General features: G+C 70.4%; 15 protein-coding genes. 9 read left to right on the forward strand and 6 right to left on the reverse strand.

Features of this window, described 5'->3' with window-relative positions; genetic code table 11:
- Positions 1–7: 7 nt before the first annotated feature.
- Entirely contained in the window at positions 8–3529 is a 3522-nt protein-coding gene (cydC, locus tag ACN0TP_RS11290; protein WP_417219018.1) for a thiol reductant ABC exporter subunit CydC, read from the forward strand.
- Positions 3530–3569: 40 nt separating this feature from the next.
- Here the strand turns inward: cydC and ACN0TP_RS11295 are convergent, their stop codons facing one another.
- Positions 3570–6338, reverse strand: coding sequence for a DNA topoisomerase (ATP-hydrolyzing) (locus ACN0TP_RS11295; protein ID WP_417219020.1), 2769 nt, complete (start codon positions 6336–6338; stop codon positions 3570–3572).
- A gap of 125 nt (positions 6339–6463) precedes the next feature.
- Between ACN0TP_RS11295 and ACN0TP_RS11300 the strand changes: the two genes are divergently transcribed.
- From ACN0TP_RS11300 to ACN0TP_RS11310, 3 genes are read left to right on the forward strand one after another with little or no spacing between them, the layout of a single operon-like run.
- The gene (locus ACN0TP_RS11300) at positions 6464–9229 is read left to right on the forward strand and encodes a GNAT family N-acetyltransferase (RefSeq protein ID WP_417219024.1); all 2766 of its coding nucleotides are present in this window, start codon (positions 6464–6466) and stop codon (positions 9227–9229) included.
- A 51-nt stretch (positions 9230–9280) separates the two neighbouring features.
- Positions 9281–9949, forward strand: a complete 669-nt coding sequence (locus tag ACN0TP_RS11305) for a DUF5998 family protein (RefSeq protein ID WP_417219027.1) — start codon at positions 9281–9283, stop codon at positions 9947–9949.
- A gap of 5 nt (positions 9950–9954) precedes the next feature.
- The gene (locus ACN0TP_RS11310) at positions 9955–11133 is read left to right on the forward strand and encodes an alkaline phosphatase family protein (protein ID WP_417219029.1); all 1179 of its coding nucleotides are present in this window, start codon (positions 9955–9957) and stop codon (positions 11131–11133) included.
- A gap of 31 nt (positions 11134–11164) precedes the next feature.
- Here ACN0TP_RS11310 and sepH read toward each other — a convergent pair whose 3' ends face one another.
- Positions 11165–12331, reverse strand: coding sequence for a septation protein SepH (gene sepH / locus ACN0TP_RS11315; RefSeq protein WP_417219032.1), 1167 nt, complete (start codon positions 12329–12331; stop codon positions 11165–11167).
- A 385-nt stretch (positions 12332–12716) separates the two neighbouring features.
- Here sepH and ACN0TP_RS11320 point away from each other — a divergent pair, with 385 nt between their 5' ends.
- Entirely contained in the window at positions 12717–13016 is a 300-nt protein-coding gene (locus tag ACN0TP_RS11320; RefSeq protein WP_417219035.1) for a DUF4193 domain-containing protein, read from the forward strand.
- An 18-nt stretch (positions 13017–13034) separates the two neighbouring features.
- Here ACN0TP_RS11320 and ACN0TP_RS11325 read toward each other — a convergent pair whose 3' ends face one another.
- Both ACN0TP_RS11325 and ACN0TP_RS11330 read right to left on the reverse strand, forming a co-directional pair.
- Entirely contained in the window at positions 13035–13859 is an 825-nt protein-coding gene (locus ACN0TP_RS11325; RefSeq protein WP_417219037.1) for a GNAT family N-acetyltransferase, read from the reverse strand.
- Positions 13860–13958: 99 nt separating this feature from the next.
- Complete coding sequence (locus ACN0TP_RS11330; RefSeq protein ID WP_417219039.1) at positions 13959–14432, reverse strand: DUF3093 domain-containing protein; 474 nt, start codon at positions 14430–14432, stop codon at positions 13959–13961.
- A 76-nt stretch (positions 14433–14508) separates the two neighbouring features.
- Between ACN0TP_RS11330 and dut the strand changes: the two genes are divergently transcribed.
- Genes dut through ACN0TP_RS11350 form a run of 4 tightly spaced genes read left to right on the forward strand, consistent with a single transcriptional unit; the run spans position 14509 to position 16918 of the window.
- Positions 14509–15018: a dUTP diphosphatase gene (gene dut, locus ACN0TP_RS11335; protein ID WP_417219041.1), complete on the forward strand. Its 510-nt coding sequence runs from the start codon at positions 14509–14511 to the stop codon at positions 15016–15018.
- A gap of 55 nt (positions 15019–15073) precedes the next feature.
- A complete protein-coding gene (locus ACN0TP_RS11340; RefSeq protein WP_417219043.1) occupies positions 15074–15826 on the forward strand; it encodes a DUF3710 domain-containing protein in 753 nt (250 codons plus the stop codon).
- Positions 15819–16220 (forward strand): hypothetical protein, encoded by a 402-nt coding sequence (locus tag ACN0TP_RS11345; protein WP_417219045.1) that lies wholly within the window; start codon positions 15819–15821, stop codon positions 16218–16220. Before ACN0TP_RS11340 ends, ACN0TP_RS11345 begins: the two co-directional genes overlap by 8 nt.
- The gene (locus tag ACN0TP_RS11350; protein ID WP_417219047.1) at positions 16217–16918 is read left to right on the forward strand and encodes a DUF3159 domain-containing protein; all 702 of its coding nucleotides are present in this window, start codon (positions 16217–16219) and stop codon (positions 16916–16918) included. The genes ACN0TP_RS11345 and ACN0TP_RS11350 overlap by 4 nt, the downstream gene beginning before the upstream one ends.
- A gap of 13 nt (positions 16919–16931) precedes the next feature.
- Here the strand turns inward: ACN0TP_RS11350 and ACN0TP_RS11355 are convergent, their stop codons facing one another.
- Together ACN0TP_RS11355 and ACN0TP_RS11360 are read right to left on the reverse strand one after the other, a co-directional pair.
- Positions 16932–17642: a potassium channel family protein gene (locus ACN0TP_RS11355; RefSeq protein WP_417219050.1), complete on the reverse strand. Its 711-nt coding sequence runs from the start codon at positions 17640–17642 to the stop codon at positions 16932–16934.
- Entirely contained in the window at positions 17639–18331 is a 693-nt protein-coding gene (locus ACN0TP_RS11360; protein ID WP_417219052.1) for a potassium channel family protein, read from the reverse strand. The genes ACN0TP_RS11355 and ACN0TP_RS11360 overlap by 4 nt, the downstream gene beginning before the upstream one ends.
- Between the last annotated feature and the right edge of the window lie 120 nt (positions 18332–18451).

Below are 18451 nucleotides of genomic sequence, written 5' to 3' on the forward strand. Positions count from 1 at the left end.
GGACATCATGGCCACGCCGACCTCCACCGGACCCACGGCAACCGCCGGCCCCCACCGGGCCCTGCGCCAGGTGCCGCGCCGCCAGCTGGCAGTGCTGGCTGCCTTGTCCGCACTCAAGGCCGTGGGACTCATCCTGGTCGGGCAGGCCCTGGCGACCGGGATCACCGCGGTGGCGGTCCCGGAGCCCGGGAACACCGCGGGCGCCCTGGCGCCTGTCCTCGCTGCGGGTTGCCTCGGCGTCGTGCTCCGTGCAGTCTCCACCTGGGCCTTGGCCTACACGTCGCAGCGGGTGGCCCTGGGCGCCAAGGAACGGTTGCGCCGCCGGCTGGTCGGCACGGTGTTGACCGGCAGGGCCCGACCATCCCGCCCGGACGAGGCCCCGGGCCAGGGCGCGGTGGCAGCACTGGCCACTCGCGGACTGGACGGGCTGGACGAGTACTACACCACGTTCCTTCCCGCCCTGGTGGGTGCCGCCGTCGTCCCCGTGTTCATTGGCGCGCGCATCCTCGCCGCCGACTGGGTCAGTGCCGTCATCCTGGTCTGCACGGTGCCGCTCGTTCCGCTGTTCATGGCGCTGATCGGGCTCCATACCCGCGACCGCATCGCCGCCGCAGCTGCCGGCTTGGACGCGCTGTCCAACCAACTGGCCGAACTGGCCCAGGGGCTTCCGGCGCTGATCGGGCTGCGCCGGGCCGGGGAACGCCGGCGCGGTCTGGCAGCGGTGTCCCGGCAGTACCGGGAATCCACCATGGGCACGCTGCGAACCGCGTTCCTCTCCGGCTTCGCGTTGGAACTGATCGCCACGATCTCCGTGGCCGTGGTGGCGGTCTTCGTGGGCGTGCGCCTGGTCTACGGGGACCTCGGATTGGAGGTCGGGCTGCTGGCCCTGATCCTGGCACCCGAGGTCTTCCTCCCCGTGCGGGCCGTCGGTGCCGCGTTCCACGCCTCCGAGGACGGGGTCGAGGCGCTGCGCCGTGCCGAGGAGCTCATCGGCCCGGACGCGGCCGGCAAGGATGGCCAGGCCGGGCCAGCGCCGGCGGGTGGGGGAAGCGCTGGGCACGGCCCGCGGCGGACCCACGCCGGGGGCGCGGACCGCCCCACGGTGGAGGTCCGCGACCTGCGGGTCCGATATGCCGGGGCGTCCGACGACGCGGTCCGGAACGGCGACCTCCGGCTGGAACCGGGCTTCGTGACGGTGCTCGACGGCCCCTCCGGCAGCGGCAAGTCCACCTGGCTGCACGCACTGGCCGGGACCCTGCCGGCCGACACGGTCGTGGCGGGAACCGTGGAGGTACCGGAGGCGGGGCGGTGTGCCTGGATGGGGCAGCACCCCCGCTTCACCGAGCCGACGGCTGCCGCCGAATTGGCCTTCCACGCCCCGGATGCCGACGGCGAGGAGCTGGCCGCCGTCCTGCGCGAGGTCAACGCCTCCCACCTGGCCCAGCTGCCGCTCGAGACACTCAGCCCCGGCGAACGCCGCAGGATCGCCGTGGCCCGGGGGCTGCTCCGGGTACGCCAGGGCGGGGCAGTGCTGGTGCTCGCCGACGAACCGACGGCGCATCTGGATGACGCCAGCGCCGCCGCGGTGCGCGCGGCCCTGGCGGCAATCAGCGGGCAGGTGGCGGTGGTGGTCGCCACCCACGACCGGACGCTGGCCGCCCTGCTGCGCGAGGACAACGCGGCGGCAGGGGCTCCGGGCACCGACCCACGCCGCGCTGCCCCCGCTGCCGACGGCGCCTCCGGCGTGGTCTGCCCGGACGGCAGGGGGGATCCCGCACCGCCGGAGCGTGCACGGTCCACCACCGACGCCCCGGCAACCAGCCGCCGGCGATGGGCGGGCCGCCGACGGGTGCTGGCCTCGGTGCGCTGGTGGCGTTCGGGGCTGGGCGGGGGAGTCCTGGTGGCGGCGGGTGCTGTCCTGTCCGGTGCCGCCTTGACCGCCGTCTCGGGGTGGTTGATCGTCAACGCGAGCACGCGGCCGCCCATGATGGTGCTCATGGTCGCCATCGTGGGCGTGCGGTTCTTCGGGCTCGGGCGCGCCGCACTGCGGTACGTCCAGCAACTGGCAGTCCACCGTGCGGTGCTCGACTGGGCCACCGTGCTGCGCGGGCAGCTGTGGGAGGCCCTGTCCGCCCGTCCCGCGGGCTGGGGGCGGATCACCCGGTCCGGTGGCGCCCTGACGCACCTGGTGGCCGACGTCGATGAAGTACGCGATGCCGCGCCCCGCGTGCTGGTTCCGTGGCCGGCCGCCGTGCTGGCCTGGGCCGGATCGGTCGTCACCGCGGCCATCCTGGTGCCCGGCACCACCTGGATCTTCTGCATCGCCGGGGCCCTGGGCTTCGTCATCGGACCCGCACTGGCCCTTGCGCTCGAGCGTGGTGCCGCGGTGCGGGCTGCACGGCACCGCAGCTGGCTCGCCGGGCGGATCTCCACGCTGCTCCGCGCCGCCGGGGACCTGCGGGCCCACGGCCGCGCCGATGCCGCCGTCGCGGGCTTCGGCCAACGGGACAGCGAGGCCTCGGAGTCATTGGTCCGTGCCGCGGCGGGTTCGGGCCTGGGGGAGGCCGTCGCCGTCCTGGCCTCGGGGTTGGCAGCGATCGCCTGCCTGGTGGTTGCCGCCGCCGACGGACTGGCCGGCGCCGACGCGGGAGCGCTGCTGGCGGTGGTCTCCCTCCTCGCGCTGAGCCTGCATGAGCCCTTCGCCAACGCCACCGACGCGGCATCGAAGCTCCCTCTGTTCCTGGACCGCCTCGATGCGGTGGCCACGATTGTGGCCCCCGACGACGAGGCGCCGGCGCCCCTTCCTGCGACCCCGGGCACCACGGCACGGCTCCAGGGGCTGGAGCTGGATCAGGTGGCCGTCGCGTGGGGTGATGGGCCGCCGGTGACCAGCCAGGTCCGGGCCCGGGTCACGCGCGGTCGATGGCTGGCCATCACCGGGCCCTCGGGCTCCGGGAAGTCCAGCCTGTTGGCCGTGCTGCTGGGTCTGGTCAGACCCGCTGCGGGGTCCCTGCGGCTGCTGGACGGCTCGGGGGCGCTGCACGATCCGTGGGTGGATCCCGCGGCGGCGGCACCGCTCATGGGACGGATCGCCTGGTGCCCCCAGGAGGCGCATCTCTTCGACTCCACGGTCAGGAACAACCTGTGCCTAGGACGTGGTGACGACGATCCCGTGGACGAGGCCACGCTGCACGCGGCGATGATGGCCGTGGGACTCGGGCCGTGGTTCGCCGCCCAGCCGCGGGGACTGGATACCAGGATCGGCAGCGGAGGCCACCGGCTATCGGGAGGACAGCGGCAGCGGCTCGCCGTCGCACGGGCACTGGTGGCCCGGGCCGACGTGGTCCTGCTGGACGAGCCCACGGCGCACTTGGGCCAGGACGAGGCAGCGGAGCTGGTCGCCGACCTGCGCCGTGCCCTGTCCGGGGTAGCCGTCGTGATGGTCACCCACGACCGGGCCATGGCTTCGACGGCCGATGCCATCCTGGACCTGTCCGCTGGGGCCGCACGCACGCCGGTTCCCGCCTGAGCGGCCGGGCCACCGGCGCACCCGTGGTGCGGTGGGCTGCCTAGGGTTGCACCGGCGTCGTCCCGCGTCCCTCGACCTCGACGACCGCTGAATCGGCGAAGGGCACGCTGTCCTCTTCGGGAGCCGCCAGGGGGGCCCGCCGGGGGGCTTCCGGTTCGAAACCGGGCAGGAAGTCGCCGGTGGGCTCCGCCGGGCCCGCCGTTCGGCGCCCCGCTGCACGGGGGGTGGCCGCGGCACGGCCGGTGGGCTCCGGAGCCGATGGTGCTGGGGCCCCCGCCTCTTCCTGCGGGGCGCGGTCGATCGGCGGGGCCGGCTCGCCGACCGATTCCGGGGCGAGGGGGGCGCCACCCAGGACGTCGACCTTGCTGGAGAGCGGGACGCCGGAACCGTCACGACGGCCGTGCTCGAGCGGCAGCGCCCGTGAGATGCCCGCGGAGGAGGCGGCCCGTGCGGGGCCGTGCCCGGCCCACGCCAGGGCCAGCGCATCCTCGCCCTTGAGGAAACGGTGCACGCGCACGCCCCCGGTGGCCCGGCCCTTCGCCGGGTATTCGGACAGGGGAGTGACCTTGGCGGTGCCGGCACCGGTTCCGGGGAGCGTCGCGCCGCCGGTGGCAATGGTGACCACGACGGCCTGGTCGTCATCGGGCCGGGCGGCACCGAAGAAGATGGCCTCGTCGTCGGCGGCCAGTTTGATGCCGGCCATTCCTGCCGCAGTGCGGCCCTGTGGCCTGACGCCGGAGGCCGGGTAGCGCAGCAGCCGTGCCTGCGCGGAGATGAACACCAGGTCATCGTCCTCCCCGGGAACGCAGACGCCGATGACCCGGTCCCCGGGCTTGAGGGTGATCGCCTCGAATTCGTCACGGTTCAACGGGTAGTCGGCGGTGACGCGCTTGACGACTCCGCGCGCCGTACCCACCGCCAACACGGCGTTCAGCGGGACCAGCCCGATGACTGTCTCGCCCTTGGCGAGCGAGATGAACTCGGTGACGGGAACGCCGTCGGCCAGGTGCGGGAACGAGGTGGTGGCCGGAAGGACGGGCATGTCCAGGACCTGCAGGCGCAACATGCGGCCGGTGGAGGTCACGGCACCGATTTCGCCGCGCGCGGTCACGGGCAACAGGGACGTGAGCACATCGTGCTTGACCCGTGGGCCATCGGCGGCCAGGGGGTCGCGGGTTGCCGTGCGGGCCAGCCGGCCGGAGCTGGAGAGCACGGCCCAGCACGGGTCGTCGGCGATCTCCAGCGTCAACGGCGCCTTGGCGCTCGCGCCGACCGGGGCCGGCATCGTGGTGCCCTTGAGCGGGGTGGCCGATTCGGACTTCAGCAGCACGGTACGCCGTGGGGTGGCGTAGCGTTCGGCGACCTCGGCCAGTTCGCTGGAGACCAGCCCGCGCAGCAGCTCGTCGGAGGCGAGGATGGCGCTGAGCCGCTCGATTTCGCGCTGCAGGTCGTCGCGTTCCTTCTCGAGTTCGATCTGCGAGTACTTCGTCAGCTGGCGCAGGCGCAGCTCCAGGATGTGGTTGGCCTGGATCTCGGAGAGGTCGTACACGGCCATCAGCCGTTGCCGGGCAGCCGCCGTCTCATCCGAGGTGCGGATGATCTGGATGACCTCGTCGATGTCGACGATGGCGATGAGCAGCCCCTCCACCAGATGCAGGCGGTCCTTCTTCTTGCCCAGCCGGTGTGCCGTGCGCCGGGTGACCACGGAGAGCCGGTGGGCGATGTAGACCTCGAGCAGCTCGCGCAGCCCCAGGGTGCGCGGCTGCCCGTCGACCAGGGCGACGTTGTTGATCCCGAAGGAGTCCTCCATCGGGGTGTACTTGTAGAGCTGCTGCAGCACGGCGTTGGGGTTGAACCCGTTCTTGAGTTCGATCACCAGGCGCATGCCGTTCTTGCGGTCCGTCAGGTCCACGACATCCGCGACTCCGGAGAGCTTCTTGGCGGTGACGGCATCCTTGATCTTCTGGATGACCTTTTCCGGGCCGACCATGTAGGGCAGTTCGGTGACGACGAGTCCGCTGCGGCGGGCGCTGATCTGTTCGAGCTCGACCTTGGCCCGGGTCTTGAAGGAGCCGCGGCCGGTGGTGTAGGCGTCCTTGATGCCGTCCAGGCCGATGACCAGGCCGCCACTGGGCAGGTCGGGACCGGGGACGAACTTCATCAGTTCCGCCAGCGTGGCCTCGGGGTTCTCCACCAGATGCCGGGCCGCTGCGACGACCTCACCGAGGTTGTGCGGGGCCATGTTGGTGGCCATGCCCACCGCGATGCCCGTGGTTCCGTTGACCAGCAGGTTGGGGAACGCCGCCGGCAGGACCTCCGGCTGGACCAGCTGGTTGTCGTAGTTCGGGACGAAGTCCACGACGTCCTCGTCGAGGTGGTCCGTCATGGCCACGGCGGGGGAGTCCAACCGTGCTTCGGTGTAGCGGGGGGCGGCGGGGCCGTCGTCGAGTGAGCCGAAGTTGCCGTGCCCGTCGATCAAGGGCAGCCGCAGGGCAAAATGCTGGGCCATGCGGACCATGGCGTCGTAGATCGCCGTATCGCCGTGGGGGTGCAGCTTGCCCATGACTTCGCCGACCACGCGGGCGCTCTTGACGTGCCCCTTCTCGGGGCGCAGGCCCATCTGGGTCATCATGTACAGGATGCGGCGCTGGACCGGTTTGAGCCCGTCGCGGGCATCGGGCAGGGCGCGGGAGTAGATCACCGAATACGCGTACTCCAGGAACGACCCCTCCATCTCGGAGGTCACGTCGATATCGACGATGTTCTCGACGAAGTCCTGCGGTGGTTCCGGTGTCTGCCTGCGGGCCATGATGTGGGATTCCTCGAATCGGTGCTGGTGCTTTCCGGCCTGGGCCGGACGGCGCCGCAGCGGGCGCATCGTCCCGGCGTGCCGGATCGCAGCGGATCCGCGCGGGAAGGCCGTAGGCTAAGCCTATGGTGCACGAGGTGGAAAACGCTGAATATCCGGCCCATTGGGAAGCCGATGTCGTCCTGCGTGACGGGACCACGGCCCACCTGCGGCCGATCGGCCCCTCCGACGCCGAGGAACTGCAGCGCTTCCACGCAGGGCAGTCCGAGACCTCCATCTACCTGCGGTTCTTCACCTTCAAGTCCAAGCTGACGGCCCGTGAGCTCGCCCGTTTCACCCAGGTGGACCACGTCAACCGGGTCGCGATGATCGTGCTGCGCGGCCAGCAGATCATCGGGATCGGCAGGTACGACCGGCTTGATGATCCCCTCGAGGCCGAAGTCGCGTTCAACATCGCCGACAACACGCAGGGCAAGGGTGCCGGGTCGATCCTGCTCGAACACCTCGCGGCAGCGGCCCGCGAAAACGGCATCGAGCGCTTCAGCGCCGAGGTCCTGCCGGAGAACCGCAAGATGCTCACCGTCTTCGCCGAGGCCGGTTATGAGGTCAAGCGCAGGTTCGACGACGGCGTTGTCATGCTGGAATTCCCGATCGACCCCACCGACAAGTCGCGGGCGGTCATGGAATCGCGCGAACACCGGGCCGAGGCCCAATCGTTGGCCGGTCTGCTGGCACCGCGTTCCGTCGCCGTCATCGGCGCCAGCCGGCAGTGGGGTTCTGTGGGGTACACCTTGCTGGAGAACATCATCGAGGGTGGTTTCACCGGGACCGTTTACGCGGTGAACCCTGATGCCCTGGAACTGGCGGGAATGATCTCCTACGGCTCCCTGGCCGACGTCCCGGAGCCGGTTGACCTGGCGGTCGTCGCGGTGCCCGAAGCGGAGCTGGAGTCCGTCGTGGCCGACTGCGGGGCCCACAGCGTGCGCGGCCTGCTGGTGGTCACCGGCACTTTCCTGGCCGACCAGGCCGAGGCGTTGCGCCGGCAGCGCGAACTGGTGCGGATGGCGCGCAGCAACGGCATGCGGTTGATCGGACCGGCGTCGCTGGGCCTGGTGAACACCGCTCCCGAGGTCAGTTTCAACGCCTCCATGGCACCCGGCATGCCGCGGCGCGGCGGACTCGGGCTGTTCAGTCAGTCGGCCGCCGTCGGGGTCCTGCTCTATTCCGCAGCGAGCCGACGGGGGATCGGGGTCTCCAGCATCGTCTCGGCGGGCAACCGGGCCGACGTGTCGGGCAACGACGCCATGCAATTCTGGGAGGACGATCCGGCCACCAGTGTGGTCGCGCTGTTCCTGGAAAGCTTCGGCAACCCGCGCAAGTTCTCCCGCATCGCCCGCCGTCTGGCCCGCAGCAAACCGGTTCTGCTGGCCAAATCCGACGTCATGGGCCTGCGGCTTCCCCCGGGGCACGCAGTGCGCACCACCCAGGCGCCGCTGGGCGCCGTCGACGCGATGCTCCGCCAATCCGGGGTCATCCGCGTTTCGTCCAATGAACTGCTGATGGATGTCGCCCAGCTCTTCGCAACCCAGCCGCTGCCCCGCGGCAATGGCCTGGCGGTCGTCGCCAACTCCTCGGCGCTGGCCCGGGTGGTGGAGGACAACGCCGAACAACATGAGCTCAACGTCGTGTTGCGCGAACGTGAACTGGTGCTCCACGATGGCGCCTCCCAGGCCCTGCCCCGGCTGCGCCGGACACTGCGCTCACTGCTGGCCCGCGACCAAGTCGACTGCCTGGTCCTGGCCGTGCTGCCCGTCCCCGGGATCACGCATCGCGAACTGGCTGCCGTGCTGCACGAGGCCGGCCGGGAGGCCGGCAAGACCGTGCTGGCGTCCTTCACGGGGATCATGGACCCCGCGGAGCCTGCCGTGGGACTGTTGCAGATGCCCCAGCCGCCCGCACCGGCGCCGGCGGCCGGCCCCGCAGACACCCCTGCGGCGACAGGGAACGACGGCGATCCCGGTGCACCACTGCAGCAGGCCGTCCCCACCTATGTCTCACCCGGTGGGGCGATCGAGGCGCTATCCGAAATGGTGCGGTACGTGGCATGGCGTGACCGGGACTTCGGCCTCCACATCGAGTCGGAGGGCATCGACCGCGCCCGGGCCGATGAACTCCTGGCCCGGCACATGCAGGAGGTGCGGGGGACGGATCTGCTCACCCTGTCCCCGCAGGCCGCTGCCGAGCTGCTGGCCTGCTATGGGATCGGGGTCCTGGAGTCCGCCCCGTTTGCCGACGAGGACGAAGCCGTGCGGGCCGCGCACCGCATGGGATGGCCGGTGGCGCTGAAGGCCAGGGACCAGTACCTGCGTCACCGCCTGGACCTGGGCGGCGTCCGGCTGAACATCACCGATGAGGACGCGTTGCGCTCGAACATCCGCCACATGCAGCAGATGCTGCGCCCTTTCGGTGCCGACGACCTGGAGGTGCAGACCATGGCCCCCTCGGGGCAGGGATGCGTGGTGCGTGCCCTGGAGGACCCGTTGTTGGGGCCTTTGGTGTCCTTTGGCCTGGCCGGCGACGCCGTGAACCTGCTCGATGACTGGGCCCATGCCATTCCGCCGCTGACGGCAACCGACCTGTCCGACTTCGTCCGATCCCCCCGGGCCTCGCAGCGGCTGTTCGGCTACCAGGGATTCCCGGCGGTCGATGTCCCCGGGCTGGAGGACTTCCTCAACCGGGTGGCCACGCTGAAGGACGACCACCCCGAAGTCGCGCTGATGGAATTCAACCCGGTCCTGGTCTCGACCGGCACCGTGACAGTGCTGGCGGCGGATGTCAGGATCGGCAACCCCGCCCAGCGCACCGACAGCGCCCGGCGCGCCATGCGCTGAGCCCCGGGACCGGGGTGGGGACGCAGCGGCCGGCGCCGCTAGACTGGGGACATGTTCTCCCGTACTTCGGCCTCGGGCCGTGACCTGCACAGCGCACTGGAACGGGCCGGGTTCTACCCGCGCCTCGTCGCCGACGTCGTCGAAGACGCCCTGGACGGGATGGAGCCATTGGCCCACCTGGTCCAATTGGAGACCCACATCGAACACACCGAGGTCCACCGCCATGTGACAGTCCTGGTGCTGACCGCCGAGGTGATGGTCATCGTGCACGTCGATGACCAGCAGATGGATGAGGCCGGCGAACAGGTCATGGCCCAGGTCTCCACCGAGACCGTCCCGATCGGCAGGATCTCCTCGGTGGTGCTCAGCTTCGTCTACCAGCAGCCGCAGGAATACCGTCCCAGTGACAAGAGCCGCGAGCTCACCCTGGCGATCTCCTGGTCCGGCGGACAACGCGTGGACCTGGCCCCGGCCGGCTGCGCCGACCCGCAATGCGATGCGGACCACGGCTACACGGGCACACTGCAGAAGGAAGACGTCGTCATGCGCGTCAGCGCGGAAGCCGACGGGCTGCGCGCCGTCGACGAGGCCCGCGACTTCGCGCGTGCCCTGCGCAAGGCCACGACCTCCACTGCACTGGACCCGCGGTCGGCCTCCGCTGCGGAGTCCCGCACGCCGCGGACCGGCGGGCGGTTCGTCCGCGGCCACCACCAGGGCTGAAACGGGTGACAGCTGCCACCGGCCCACGCTTGGAACCCGCCGAACCGCTCCCCGCCGCGCCGCGCTACGGCTCCGCCGACCTGTCGGCGCTGATGCCCAGTGCCGCCGCCGCCTTGGGCGTCCCCGGCTACGGCAACGCCCTGGGACTGCCGAAGGCCCGCAGGATCTGCGTCGTGATGGCCGACGGGCTGGGAAAATCGCTGCTCAGGGCCCGTGCCGGGCACGCCCCGTTCCTGCGCTCGGCCCTGGCGAACTCCCGCACGTTGGACGCAGCCTTCCCCACCACGACGGCGGCATCGCTGTCCAGCCTGGGGACCGGCCTGCCCCCGGGGCGCCATGGCATCGTCGGATACGACGTGGTGGACCCGGCGGTGCCGCGCGTGGTGAACATGCTCGGTGCCTGGCCCGGGGACCTGGACCCCGCGGCCTGGCAGCCGTACCGCACCGTCCTGGCCGACATCGCCGAGCACCTGTACGTGGCCACGGCCAGCCTGCCGCGCTTCAAGGACTCAGCCCTGACCCGGGCGTCGCTCAGCGGCGGCGATTTCCTGCCCGCCGGCACCCCGCAGGCCAGGGTCCGGGCCACGGTGGAAGCCCTCTCGGGCCACGACCGCGCGCTCGTCTACTGCTACTGGAACGAACTGGACAAGGCGGGCCACCGCTACGGCAGCGATTCACCGCAATGGGTCAGCGAGCTGGAGGAGCTGGACGCGAACATGCGCACACTGGCCCGCAGGGCACCGGCCGGGACCCTGGTGCTGCTGGTGGCCGACCATGGAATGGTCGATGTGCGCAGCGAGGCCCGCATCGATTATTCGCAGTACCCCGAATTGCTGGAGGGCATCGCCTTGACGGCGGGGGAGCCCCGGGCCGTCCAGCTGCACTTCGCCACCGACACCACCGACGAGGTGCGGGCCACGGTGATTCGGCGCTGGAAGGAGGCCTTTGGCTCCAAGGCCTGGGTCATCACCCGTGACGAGGCCATGGAGAGGGGATATTTCGGTCCCGTCGATGAGCGGGTCACGGCACGCATCGGCGACGTGCTGGTCCTGGCCAGCGGTGAACTGGCGCTCTATGACGGACGCAGGTCCACGCCACAGGCGATGGAGATGATCGGCCAGCACGGTTCGATGACCCGCGCCGAACGTGAAGTGCCCCTGTTGGTGCTGGCCAGCCCCAAATAGGCGCTCGTTCGGGAAACCGGAGAACCGGGGGTCAGTCCCGTTTCTTGCCGAAGACGATCTCGTCCCAACTGGGAACGGAGGATCGCTTGGCCTTCTTGCGTGACGGCCCGCCCTCGTCGTCGGCGTCGTCGTGGCGTGTCACCGACTCGTCGGCGTGGCGGAAGTCCTCGGCGCTGAGCCCGGGGATGACGGTGTATTCGGTGGTGTTGGTGCTGACGCCGTCGTGCAGCCGGGGCAGGGACTCGTCGTCGTCTGATGCGTCGTGGGCCGGGGCAAATCCCAGGCGCCGGGCCTCGCCCTCGTCGACGAATTCCTCATCGCGGGGATGTGCCGCAGGGATCGAGCCCTGCGAGAGCAGCAACGCCAGGGCATCGTCACCGTCCTCGTCCACGCCCAGCCGCTGACCGCGACGTGCACGCAGGATGTCCAGCAGTTCCTCCGACTCGTTGCCCGGAGCCGACGGCCCGGCGGAATCGCCCTCTGCCGGCTGGACATCCCCACCGGCGTCGGATTCAAAATCGAACGGGCGGTCGGCCACTGCCGTCAACCGCCGGTTGGTGAAGGCGTTCTCCGCAGGTTCCATCTCACTGAGCACCTGGGCCCAGCGGTTGGAGTTGTGCAGCGACTTCCGGGCCGGGTGGAAGACCCAAAGCGCCGGCGGCTCCTCGCCAATGCTGGATTCGGTGTTCGAGCCGGACAGGTCGAAGGAGGCGGAGACATCCCAGGACCCGTCGCTCCGGCGCCAGGCATCCCACTGCAGGGACGCGGAGTCCACACCCATAGAGCTGAGCCGGGCGGAGACCATTTCACCCAGCGACGCGGGCTCATCCCCGAACGCCGACCGGTAGGTGTCGTGCCCCTGGGGGGAGGACACCTCGATGCCTCGGGCGAGCTGGGCGATGTAGTCGCGTTCGGCGCGCACCGGGCCCTCGTAGCGCATGACGTGTTCCAGCGGCAGGCCGGATTCCTGCGCCACCTGTTCCGCCGTCGAACCGGTGCGGATCCGCGCCTGGATTTCCCGGGGGGACAGGGCGGTGGGCTCCCGCTCGGCGGTGGCCGCTGCGGGGCGGCCGATGGGACGGGCCGCAGCGGCGCGCAGCGCCTCGTCGATGCGCAGCACGAAGCTGGACCCATCGTCACTGCCCAACAGCAGGTGCTCGCCATCCTCTTGGACACCTACGAGCCGAAGTTGCTGCATACTTTCCCTCCACGGAAGCCTACGTACGGATATGACTCTGCCACCGGGCCCCGTGTTTTCCCATCATTTGCCGTGGTGTGGCGCGGTTTGATTGGGGTCGGGGACCGGAACATCCAGGGCACCGGGGGCGGCGGCGGGAGCGGGTTCCGAACGGGATTTGGTTTTTCCGGGCCGATGGTGAACAATCTGTCCGTCACGGGCACAAAATGCCCGGTCGCGACGTTGTGCTCCATGGATCGGGAACCCCGGCCGGCCCCCACGGGCGGCCTGCCGGATCCAGGGGCATCCAGGGGCCAGCGGCCCCACCCACACACCAGCAAAACCGTGCAGGCAGGGTCTTGAACGGACCGATGAACAGCAATGACCGGAGCGTGATTGACAGACCATGGCGACCGACTACGATGCGCCGCGAAAGAACGACGACGATGCCAAGGAGGACTCCCTCGAGGAGCTGAAGGGCCGCCGGTCCGACAAGCAGTCGGCGGTGGTCGACGAGGACGAAGCGGACATCGCAGACAGCTATGAGCTGCCCGGCGCCGACCTCTCCGGCGAAGAGCTGCTGGTGAGGGTCCTGCCGGCGCAGTCCGATGAGTTCACCTGCGCGTCGTGCTTCCTGGTGCGCCACCGTTCACAGGTGGCCAAGGAGAAGAACGGCCTTTTGTATTGCACGGACTGCGAAGGCTAGTTCCCTGAAAGGTCGGGGTCAGCCGGCGCGCACCAGGTCGGAGACCTGCGGGAGGCGCTGGTAGCCCGCTGCCACATACGTGGCCACGCCGGCGGCATTGGCTGTTGGCGTGGCCACCATGGCACTGCTGGCTCCCAGCTCACGCAACGTAGCAGCGGCCGCCCGGCAGATGGCCCGGCCATGGCCGCGGCCGCGGTGATCGCGATGCACGCCCATCGGCTCCAGCAGTCCCGGTCGGCCGGGTCCTGCCGACCAGACGGTCACCATGGCCACCGCTGTGCCCTGGTCGTCGTAGGCCAGCAGGCAACGGGCCGACGCATACGCGGGGCCGCGGGCCATCAGCTGCCAGCGTTCCCCTGAAAAGTGCGAGTCCTCGAAGGCGGCCCGCTGGACGGCGACCCGCTCGGCCATCCGCGACGTGCCCACCACCTCGATCCGGACCCCGGGGTCGGGCACCGAAGCGCTGAGATCGCGCCTGAGCGGCGTCCAGAGATCGCCTTCGCCCCAGCCCTCCCGGGGAACACCACCGCGCAGGCCATCGGTCCAGCCGTCCTGGTGCAGCTGCCGGCGCAGTGCCGGCCCCGCATGGTTTTCCACGGAAGCCGGGCCGGCGGGGAGGACACCGTGACGCGGATCCCCGAGATCGGCCGCCATGCGTTCGGCCAGCTCCCGGTCGGACCCGGCCCCGGGCGCGATGGCCAAGCGCAGCAGCCGCGGGCCATCGAGGAAGCCCACGGCCAGGATGGTGTTGTCCTCGGACCAGAGACGGACCCGGTCCGCCAGTGCCGCAGCACCCAGCTGCCAGGCCCAGCCGAGATCTCCGGGATGCAGCTGCGCCGGCATGCCTTCTTGTTGCCAGCGGGCGATCAGCGCTGGGCACCGCCGGCAGCGAGCCGGCATCCGGGGTCCGCAGGACGACGTTCCGCCGCCCCGCGGCCGGGCTCATCCGCGGGCCGTTTGCTGCAGCGCGTGGACCAGCTCCTCGGGGCGGCGCGTGGAGGCCAGCCAATACGGGGTGGCATCGTTGGGATCGATGACCTCCATCTTGACGACAGGATCAACCCAGCCGCGCAGACACAGGAAGGCGGTGCCATTCAGGCGCCGGCCACGCTCCAGGGATGCCTCGTCGCCGTGGAAGGACGACACGTCGCCGATGAATTTCCGTTCGATGCTGGCGCGGCCGACCTTCAGCCATTCGTCGGTGAGGCTGATCGTGGGGGTGGAAGCGAGCATGATGATCCCCACGGCCAGGAACACCACGATGCCGACGACAATGGACAGGCCCAGGTTGACGGGCAGGAACATGGCCATGCCGGCGAACCCGGTCCCGACCACGAGGATCCACAGCCACCAGGCGGGCCAGATCTTTTCGCGGTAGATCTCGGTGGACGGTGCGGAGGCATTCGAAGCAGGCATGACACCAGCTTATTCGCCCACGAGGCCTCCCCACGCATTGGGGCTGGGGGCCAACCCGGCTAGAGTGAACTCGTTCATGAACCGCAACACCCTGGAGACCCCGGCCACGATGCCCGACCAGACCACCACCACCCTCGACGTCCAGCTCAAGATGCTCGATCCCGGACTGGAACCACCGTCATATGCCCACCCCGGTGATGCCGGTGCCGATCTGCGGGCCCGCGAGGACGTCACCTTGGAGCCGGGGGAGCGCAGGCTCGTTCCCACCGGCGTCGCCATCGCCCTGCCCAACGGATATGTCGGCCTGGTCCATCCACGCTCCGGTCTGGCCACCAAACACGGCCTGACCGTCGTCAACGCACCGGGAACCGTCGACGCCGGATACCGCGGGGAGCTGTCAGTGACACTGCTCAACACCGACGCGCGGACCCCGATCGTGCTGCGCCGTGGCGACCGCATCGCCCAGCTGGTCATCCAGCGCGTGGAGCATGCGGCATTCATCCCCGTTGACGAGCTGCCCGATTCGGTGCGCGGCGCCGGGGGCTTCGGCTCGACCGGCGGATTCGCCTCGGCCACGTCGCGTTGAACGCCGCCATCCCACCGTCAACAGCCGCGGCCCCCACGGGCCGGAAGGAGCACCCATGATCTTCAAACGAAAAAACGCCAAAAACGCCAAGAACGGCAACGAAGCCGCCGAGGCACCGGAGGCCACCGCGGATGAGCCCGTGGCATCGGACGCGGAGGCACCCGCTGTCCCCGCCGCGGGCCACGAACAAGGCCCCTTCGACGTCGACGACGCCCCCGAGCACGACCACTACATCGACCTCGGCGCGCTGAAGGTCGAGCCCGTCGAGGGCATGCAATTGCGCCTGGAGGTCGAGGAAGGCAGCCAGCGCGTCATCGCGGCAGCGCTTGAACTCGACGGTTCCCGGCTGCAGCTCCAGGTGTTCGCCGCACCGAAGTCCAGCGGGCTGTGGGACGGCATTGCCGCGCAGATCGAGGAAAGCATCGCGGCGCAGGACGGCAAGATCGACCGGGTCGAGGGCCGCTTCGGCACCGAACTCATTGCCCGTGTCCCCGCCGAGGGGCCGGACGGCACCCAGGGCTACATGGTCGCGCGCTTCATCGGCGTCGATGGCGGGCGCTGGTTCCTGCGTGGCGTGATCGGCGGACCGGCGACCTTGGACCGGGCGCAGGCCGAACGCCTGGAAGACCGCTTCGCGCGCGTGGTCGTGGACCGTGGGGACCAGCCCATGCCGCCCACCGAGCTGATCCCGTTGACGATGCCCGCCGGTGCGGTGGCCCGCCAGGAACCCTCTGATGAAGCCACCGAGGCCGATTCAGGTCTGGGCGGACGCCCCGAACGCGGCCCGGAGATCACCCAGATTGGCTGAACGCGCCTCCGGAGGGCGACGCCGGGGGGCCGCTGCGGCCCCGCGCCGGGCGGACGCCACCGACGTCGAACGGTGCTCGGCGCTGAGCCAGCTGCCCCCGCGCGGACGGGTCCAGGCCCGCGGCTTCGTGGAGCAGATCCGCATCCTGCCCTCGACACAGGCACCGGTCTTCACCGCAGGAGTCGTCGACGCCCCGGCGCCCCCCGGCGGGCGCCGCACGCCGGCCGCCAGGATCCGCCTGGCCTGGAGTGGACAGCGGCGGGTCCCGGGCATCGAGGCGGGAACGCTGCTGCGCTTCGAGGGCATGATCGCCCTCGTCGACGGCGTGCCCACCATCTTCAATCCCCGGTATGAGATCCTGCCGGAGCATGAGCACCCCTGGGAGAACGCATGAGCGACGAACCTGACACCGGCCGGCCCTCGGAGCCCGAGGCGAACCCCGCCGATGACCTGGGCCGGCGCCTGGCCGAGGGCTCGGGAATCCACCGCACCGCCAGCGGACAGGTCGATGTCCTCAAGACGGTCGGCGGCATCCGCGGCCTCGTGGAGGCCCTGTTGCCGGGCATCGTGTTCCTGGGCGTCTTCATGGCCACCCGTGACCTGAACCCCGCGCTGGTCTCCTCCCTGGCGATCGCCGTCGTCTTCACGATCGTGCGGCTGCTGCGCAAATCGGGGTTGACCCAGGCACTGACCGGCCTGGCCGGCGTCGTCATCTGTGCACTGGTGGCCCGCACGACGGGCAATGCCAGGGACTTCTACGTTCCAGGGTTCTTCACCAACGGGGCCTACCTGGTGGCGTTGGCCATCTCGGTGTTCGTGCGCTGGCCGCTGATGGGCCTGGTGTTCGGGTTCATCCGCGGGGAGGGCACCGACTGGCGCCGGGACAGTGCGCGCCGTGCGGCCTACGCGGTGGCGACCTGGATCATCGTCGGGGTGTTCGCCGCCCGGCTGCTGGTCCAGTTGCCGCTGTACTTCGCGGATAACGTCGAGGCGCTGGGGGCGGCGCGGATCGTCATGGGCATCCCGTTGTACGCGATGGGATTGTGGCTCTCCTGGCTGGTTTCACGCCCGGCCGCCGAACCCGGCAGCTGACCCCGGTTCCGCCTCAGGCGCGGAAGGCGTCCGAGTCGTCGTCGTCCATCCCGGCGCGGGTGCGGGTCTCGGCGCGCAGGACCTTGCGCAACTCGTCCTCGGCGGCGATGGCGGTGATGAAGAAGAGCTCGTCGCCGCCCTCGATCACGTCGTCGGGGCTGGGGGTGATGGCCAGGTCGTCGCGGAGGATCGCCACCACCGCGGTGTCCTGGGGCCACGGGACCTCGCCGAGGGTGCTGCCGATCAGCGGGGCGTCGGGCGGGACCGTGAACTCGACCATGGATGTGACCCCGGTCTGCAGGGTCAGCAGCCGGACCACGTCGCCGACCTCCACCGCCTCCTCGACCAGGGCGGTCATCAGGCGCGGGGTGCTCACCGCGACGTCGACGCCCCAGGCATCGTCGAACATCCAGTCGTTCTTGGGGTTGTTGACCCGGCCGACGGTGCGGCCGACCCCGAATTCGCTCTTGGCCAGCAGGGAGACGACCAGGTTGACCTTGTCGTCGCCGGTCGCTGAGACCACCACGTCGACCTCGTCCAGGCGGGCGTCCTTCAGCGTGGTCAGTTCGCAGGCGTCGCCGAACAGCCAGGTGGCACCCTGGACCCCGCTGCGTCCGACGACCTCCGGCTTCTCGTCGATGAGCAGGACCTCGTGGCCGTGGGAAATCAGTTCCTTGGCGATGGAGGACCCGACGCTGCCGGCTCCCGCGATGACGATCTTCACTTCTCGTCCTCCTCGTCGTCCGGTGTGGGTGCCGGTGGTTTGGACAGGATCCTGTCGATGTCGCCCATCGAGCTGACGGCCATCATGGCGTGCAGGATGTCGCCCTGCTGCAGGCGGTCGTCCGAACGGGGGATCATGCCCTCGCCGAACCGCGTCAGGTACGCGACCCGCAGGCCCGCTGCCTCCTCGATCTCGGCCACGCCGCGCCCGTACCACGCGTCATTGACAGATACCTCGCCGAGGATCAGCCGTCCGGAGGCCTCACGGAAGTCGCCGTTGATGCCCTGTTCGGGCAGGATGCGGCGCAACACCTGGTCTGCGGACCAGCGCACCGCGGCCACCGTGGGGATGCCCAGGCGCTGGTAGATCTCCGCCCGGCCCGGGTCGTAGATCCGGGCCACCACGTGCGGGACGTGGTAGTTTTCGCGGGCGACACGGGTGGCCAGGATGTTGGAGTTGTCCCCGCTGGAGACGGCGGCGAAGGCGTAGGCGTTGGCGATGTCGGCCCGCTCGAGGGTCTCGCGGTCGAACCCGACGCCGTTGACCTTCTGGCCGGCAAACCCGCGGCGCAACCGCCGGAAGGCCGTCTCGTCCTGGTCGATGATCGCCACGGTGTGTCCTGCATCGTCCAGCGTGTGGGCCAGCGTGACGCCGACGCGTCCGCACCCCATGATGACGAAGTGGGCCATGCAACGCTCCCCTGGTGGTGGTCGTGGCGGTGGCGCCGTCGGCGTCCCGCAAGTGGTTCCCAGTCTCCCACGCCTGGCACCCGGTGGCCGGTGGGGGCGCGGCGTGTATGACAGATCCAC

This window comes from Arthrobacter sp., from assembly GCF_048266065.1.
GTDB lineage: Bacteria > Actinomycetota > Actinomycetes > Actinomycetales > Micrococcaceae > Arthrobacter_H.

Bases quoted from the DNA above. Each gene is read 5' to 3' on its own strand.
- cydC (WP_417219018.1), top strand. From the start codon at position 8: ATGGCCACGCCGACCTCCACCGGACCCACGGCAACCGCCGGCCCCCAC.
- ACN0TP_RS11295 (WP_417219020.1), bottom strand. From the start codon at position 6,338: ATGGCCCGCAGGCAGACACCGGAACCACCGCAGGACTTCGTCGAGAAC.
- ACN0TP_RS11300 (WP_417219024.1), top strand. From the start codon at position 6,464: ATGGTGCACGAGGTGGAAAACGCTGAATATCCGGCCCATTGGGAAGCC.
- ACN0TP_RS11305 (WP_417219027.1), top strand. From the start codon at position 9,281: ATGTTCTCCCGTACTTCGGCCTCGGGCCGTGACCTGCACAGCGCACTG.
- sepH (WP_417219032.1), bottom strand. From the start codon at position 12,331: ATGCAGCAACTTCGGCTCGTAGGTGTCCAAGAGGATGGCGAGCACCTG.
- ACN0TP_RS11320 (WP_417219035.1), top strand. From the start codon at position 12,717: ATGGCGACCGACTACGATGCGCCGCGAAAGAACGACGACGATGCCAAG.
- ACN0TP_RS11325 (WP_417219037.1), bottom strand. From the start codon at position 13,859: ATGCCGGCGCAGCTGCATCCCGGAGATCTCGGCTGGGCCTGGCAGCTG.
- ACN0TP_RS11330 (WP_417219039.1), bottom strand. From the start codon at position 14,432: ATGCCTGCTTCGAATGCCTCCGCACCGTCCACCGAGATCTACCGCGAA.
- dut (WP_417219041.1), top strand. From the start codon at position 14,509: ATGAACCGCAACACCCTGGAGACCCCGGCCACGATGCCCGACCAGACC.
- ACN0TP_RS11340 (WP_417219043.1), top strand. From the start codon at position 15,074: ATGATCTTCAAACGAAAAAACGCCAAAAACGCCAAGAACGGCAACGAA.
- ACN0TP_RS11350 (WP_417219047.1), top strand. From the start codon at position 16,217: ATGAGCGACGAACCTGACACCGGCCGGCCCTCGGAGCCCGAGGCGAAC.
- ACN0TP_RS11360 (WP_417219052.1), bottom strand. From the start codon at position 18,331: ATGGCCCACTTCGTCATCATGGGGTGCGGACGCGTCGGCGTCACGCTG.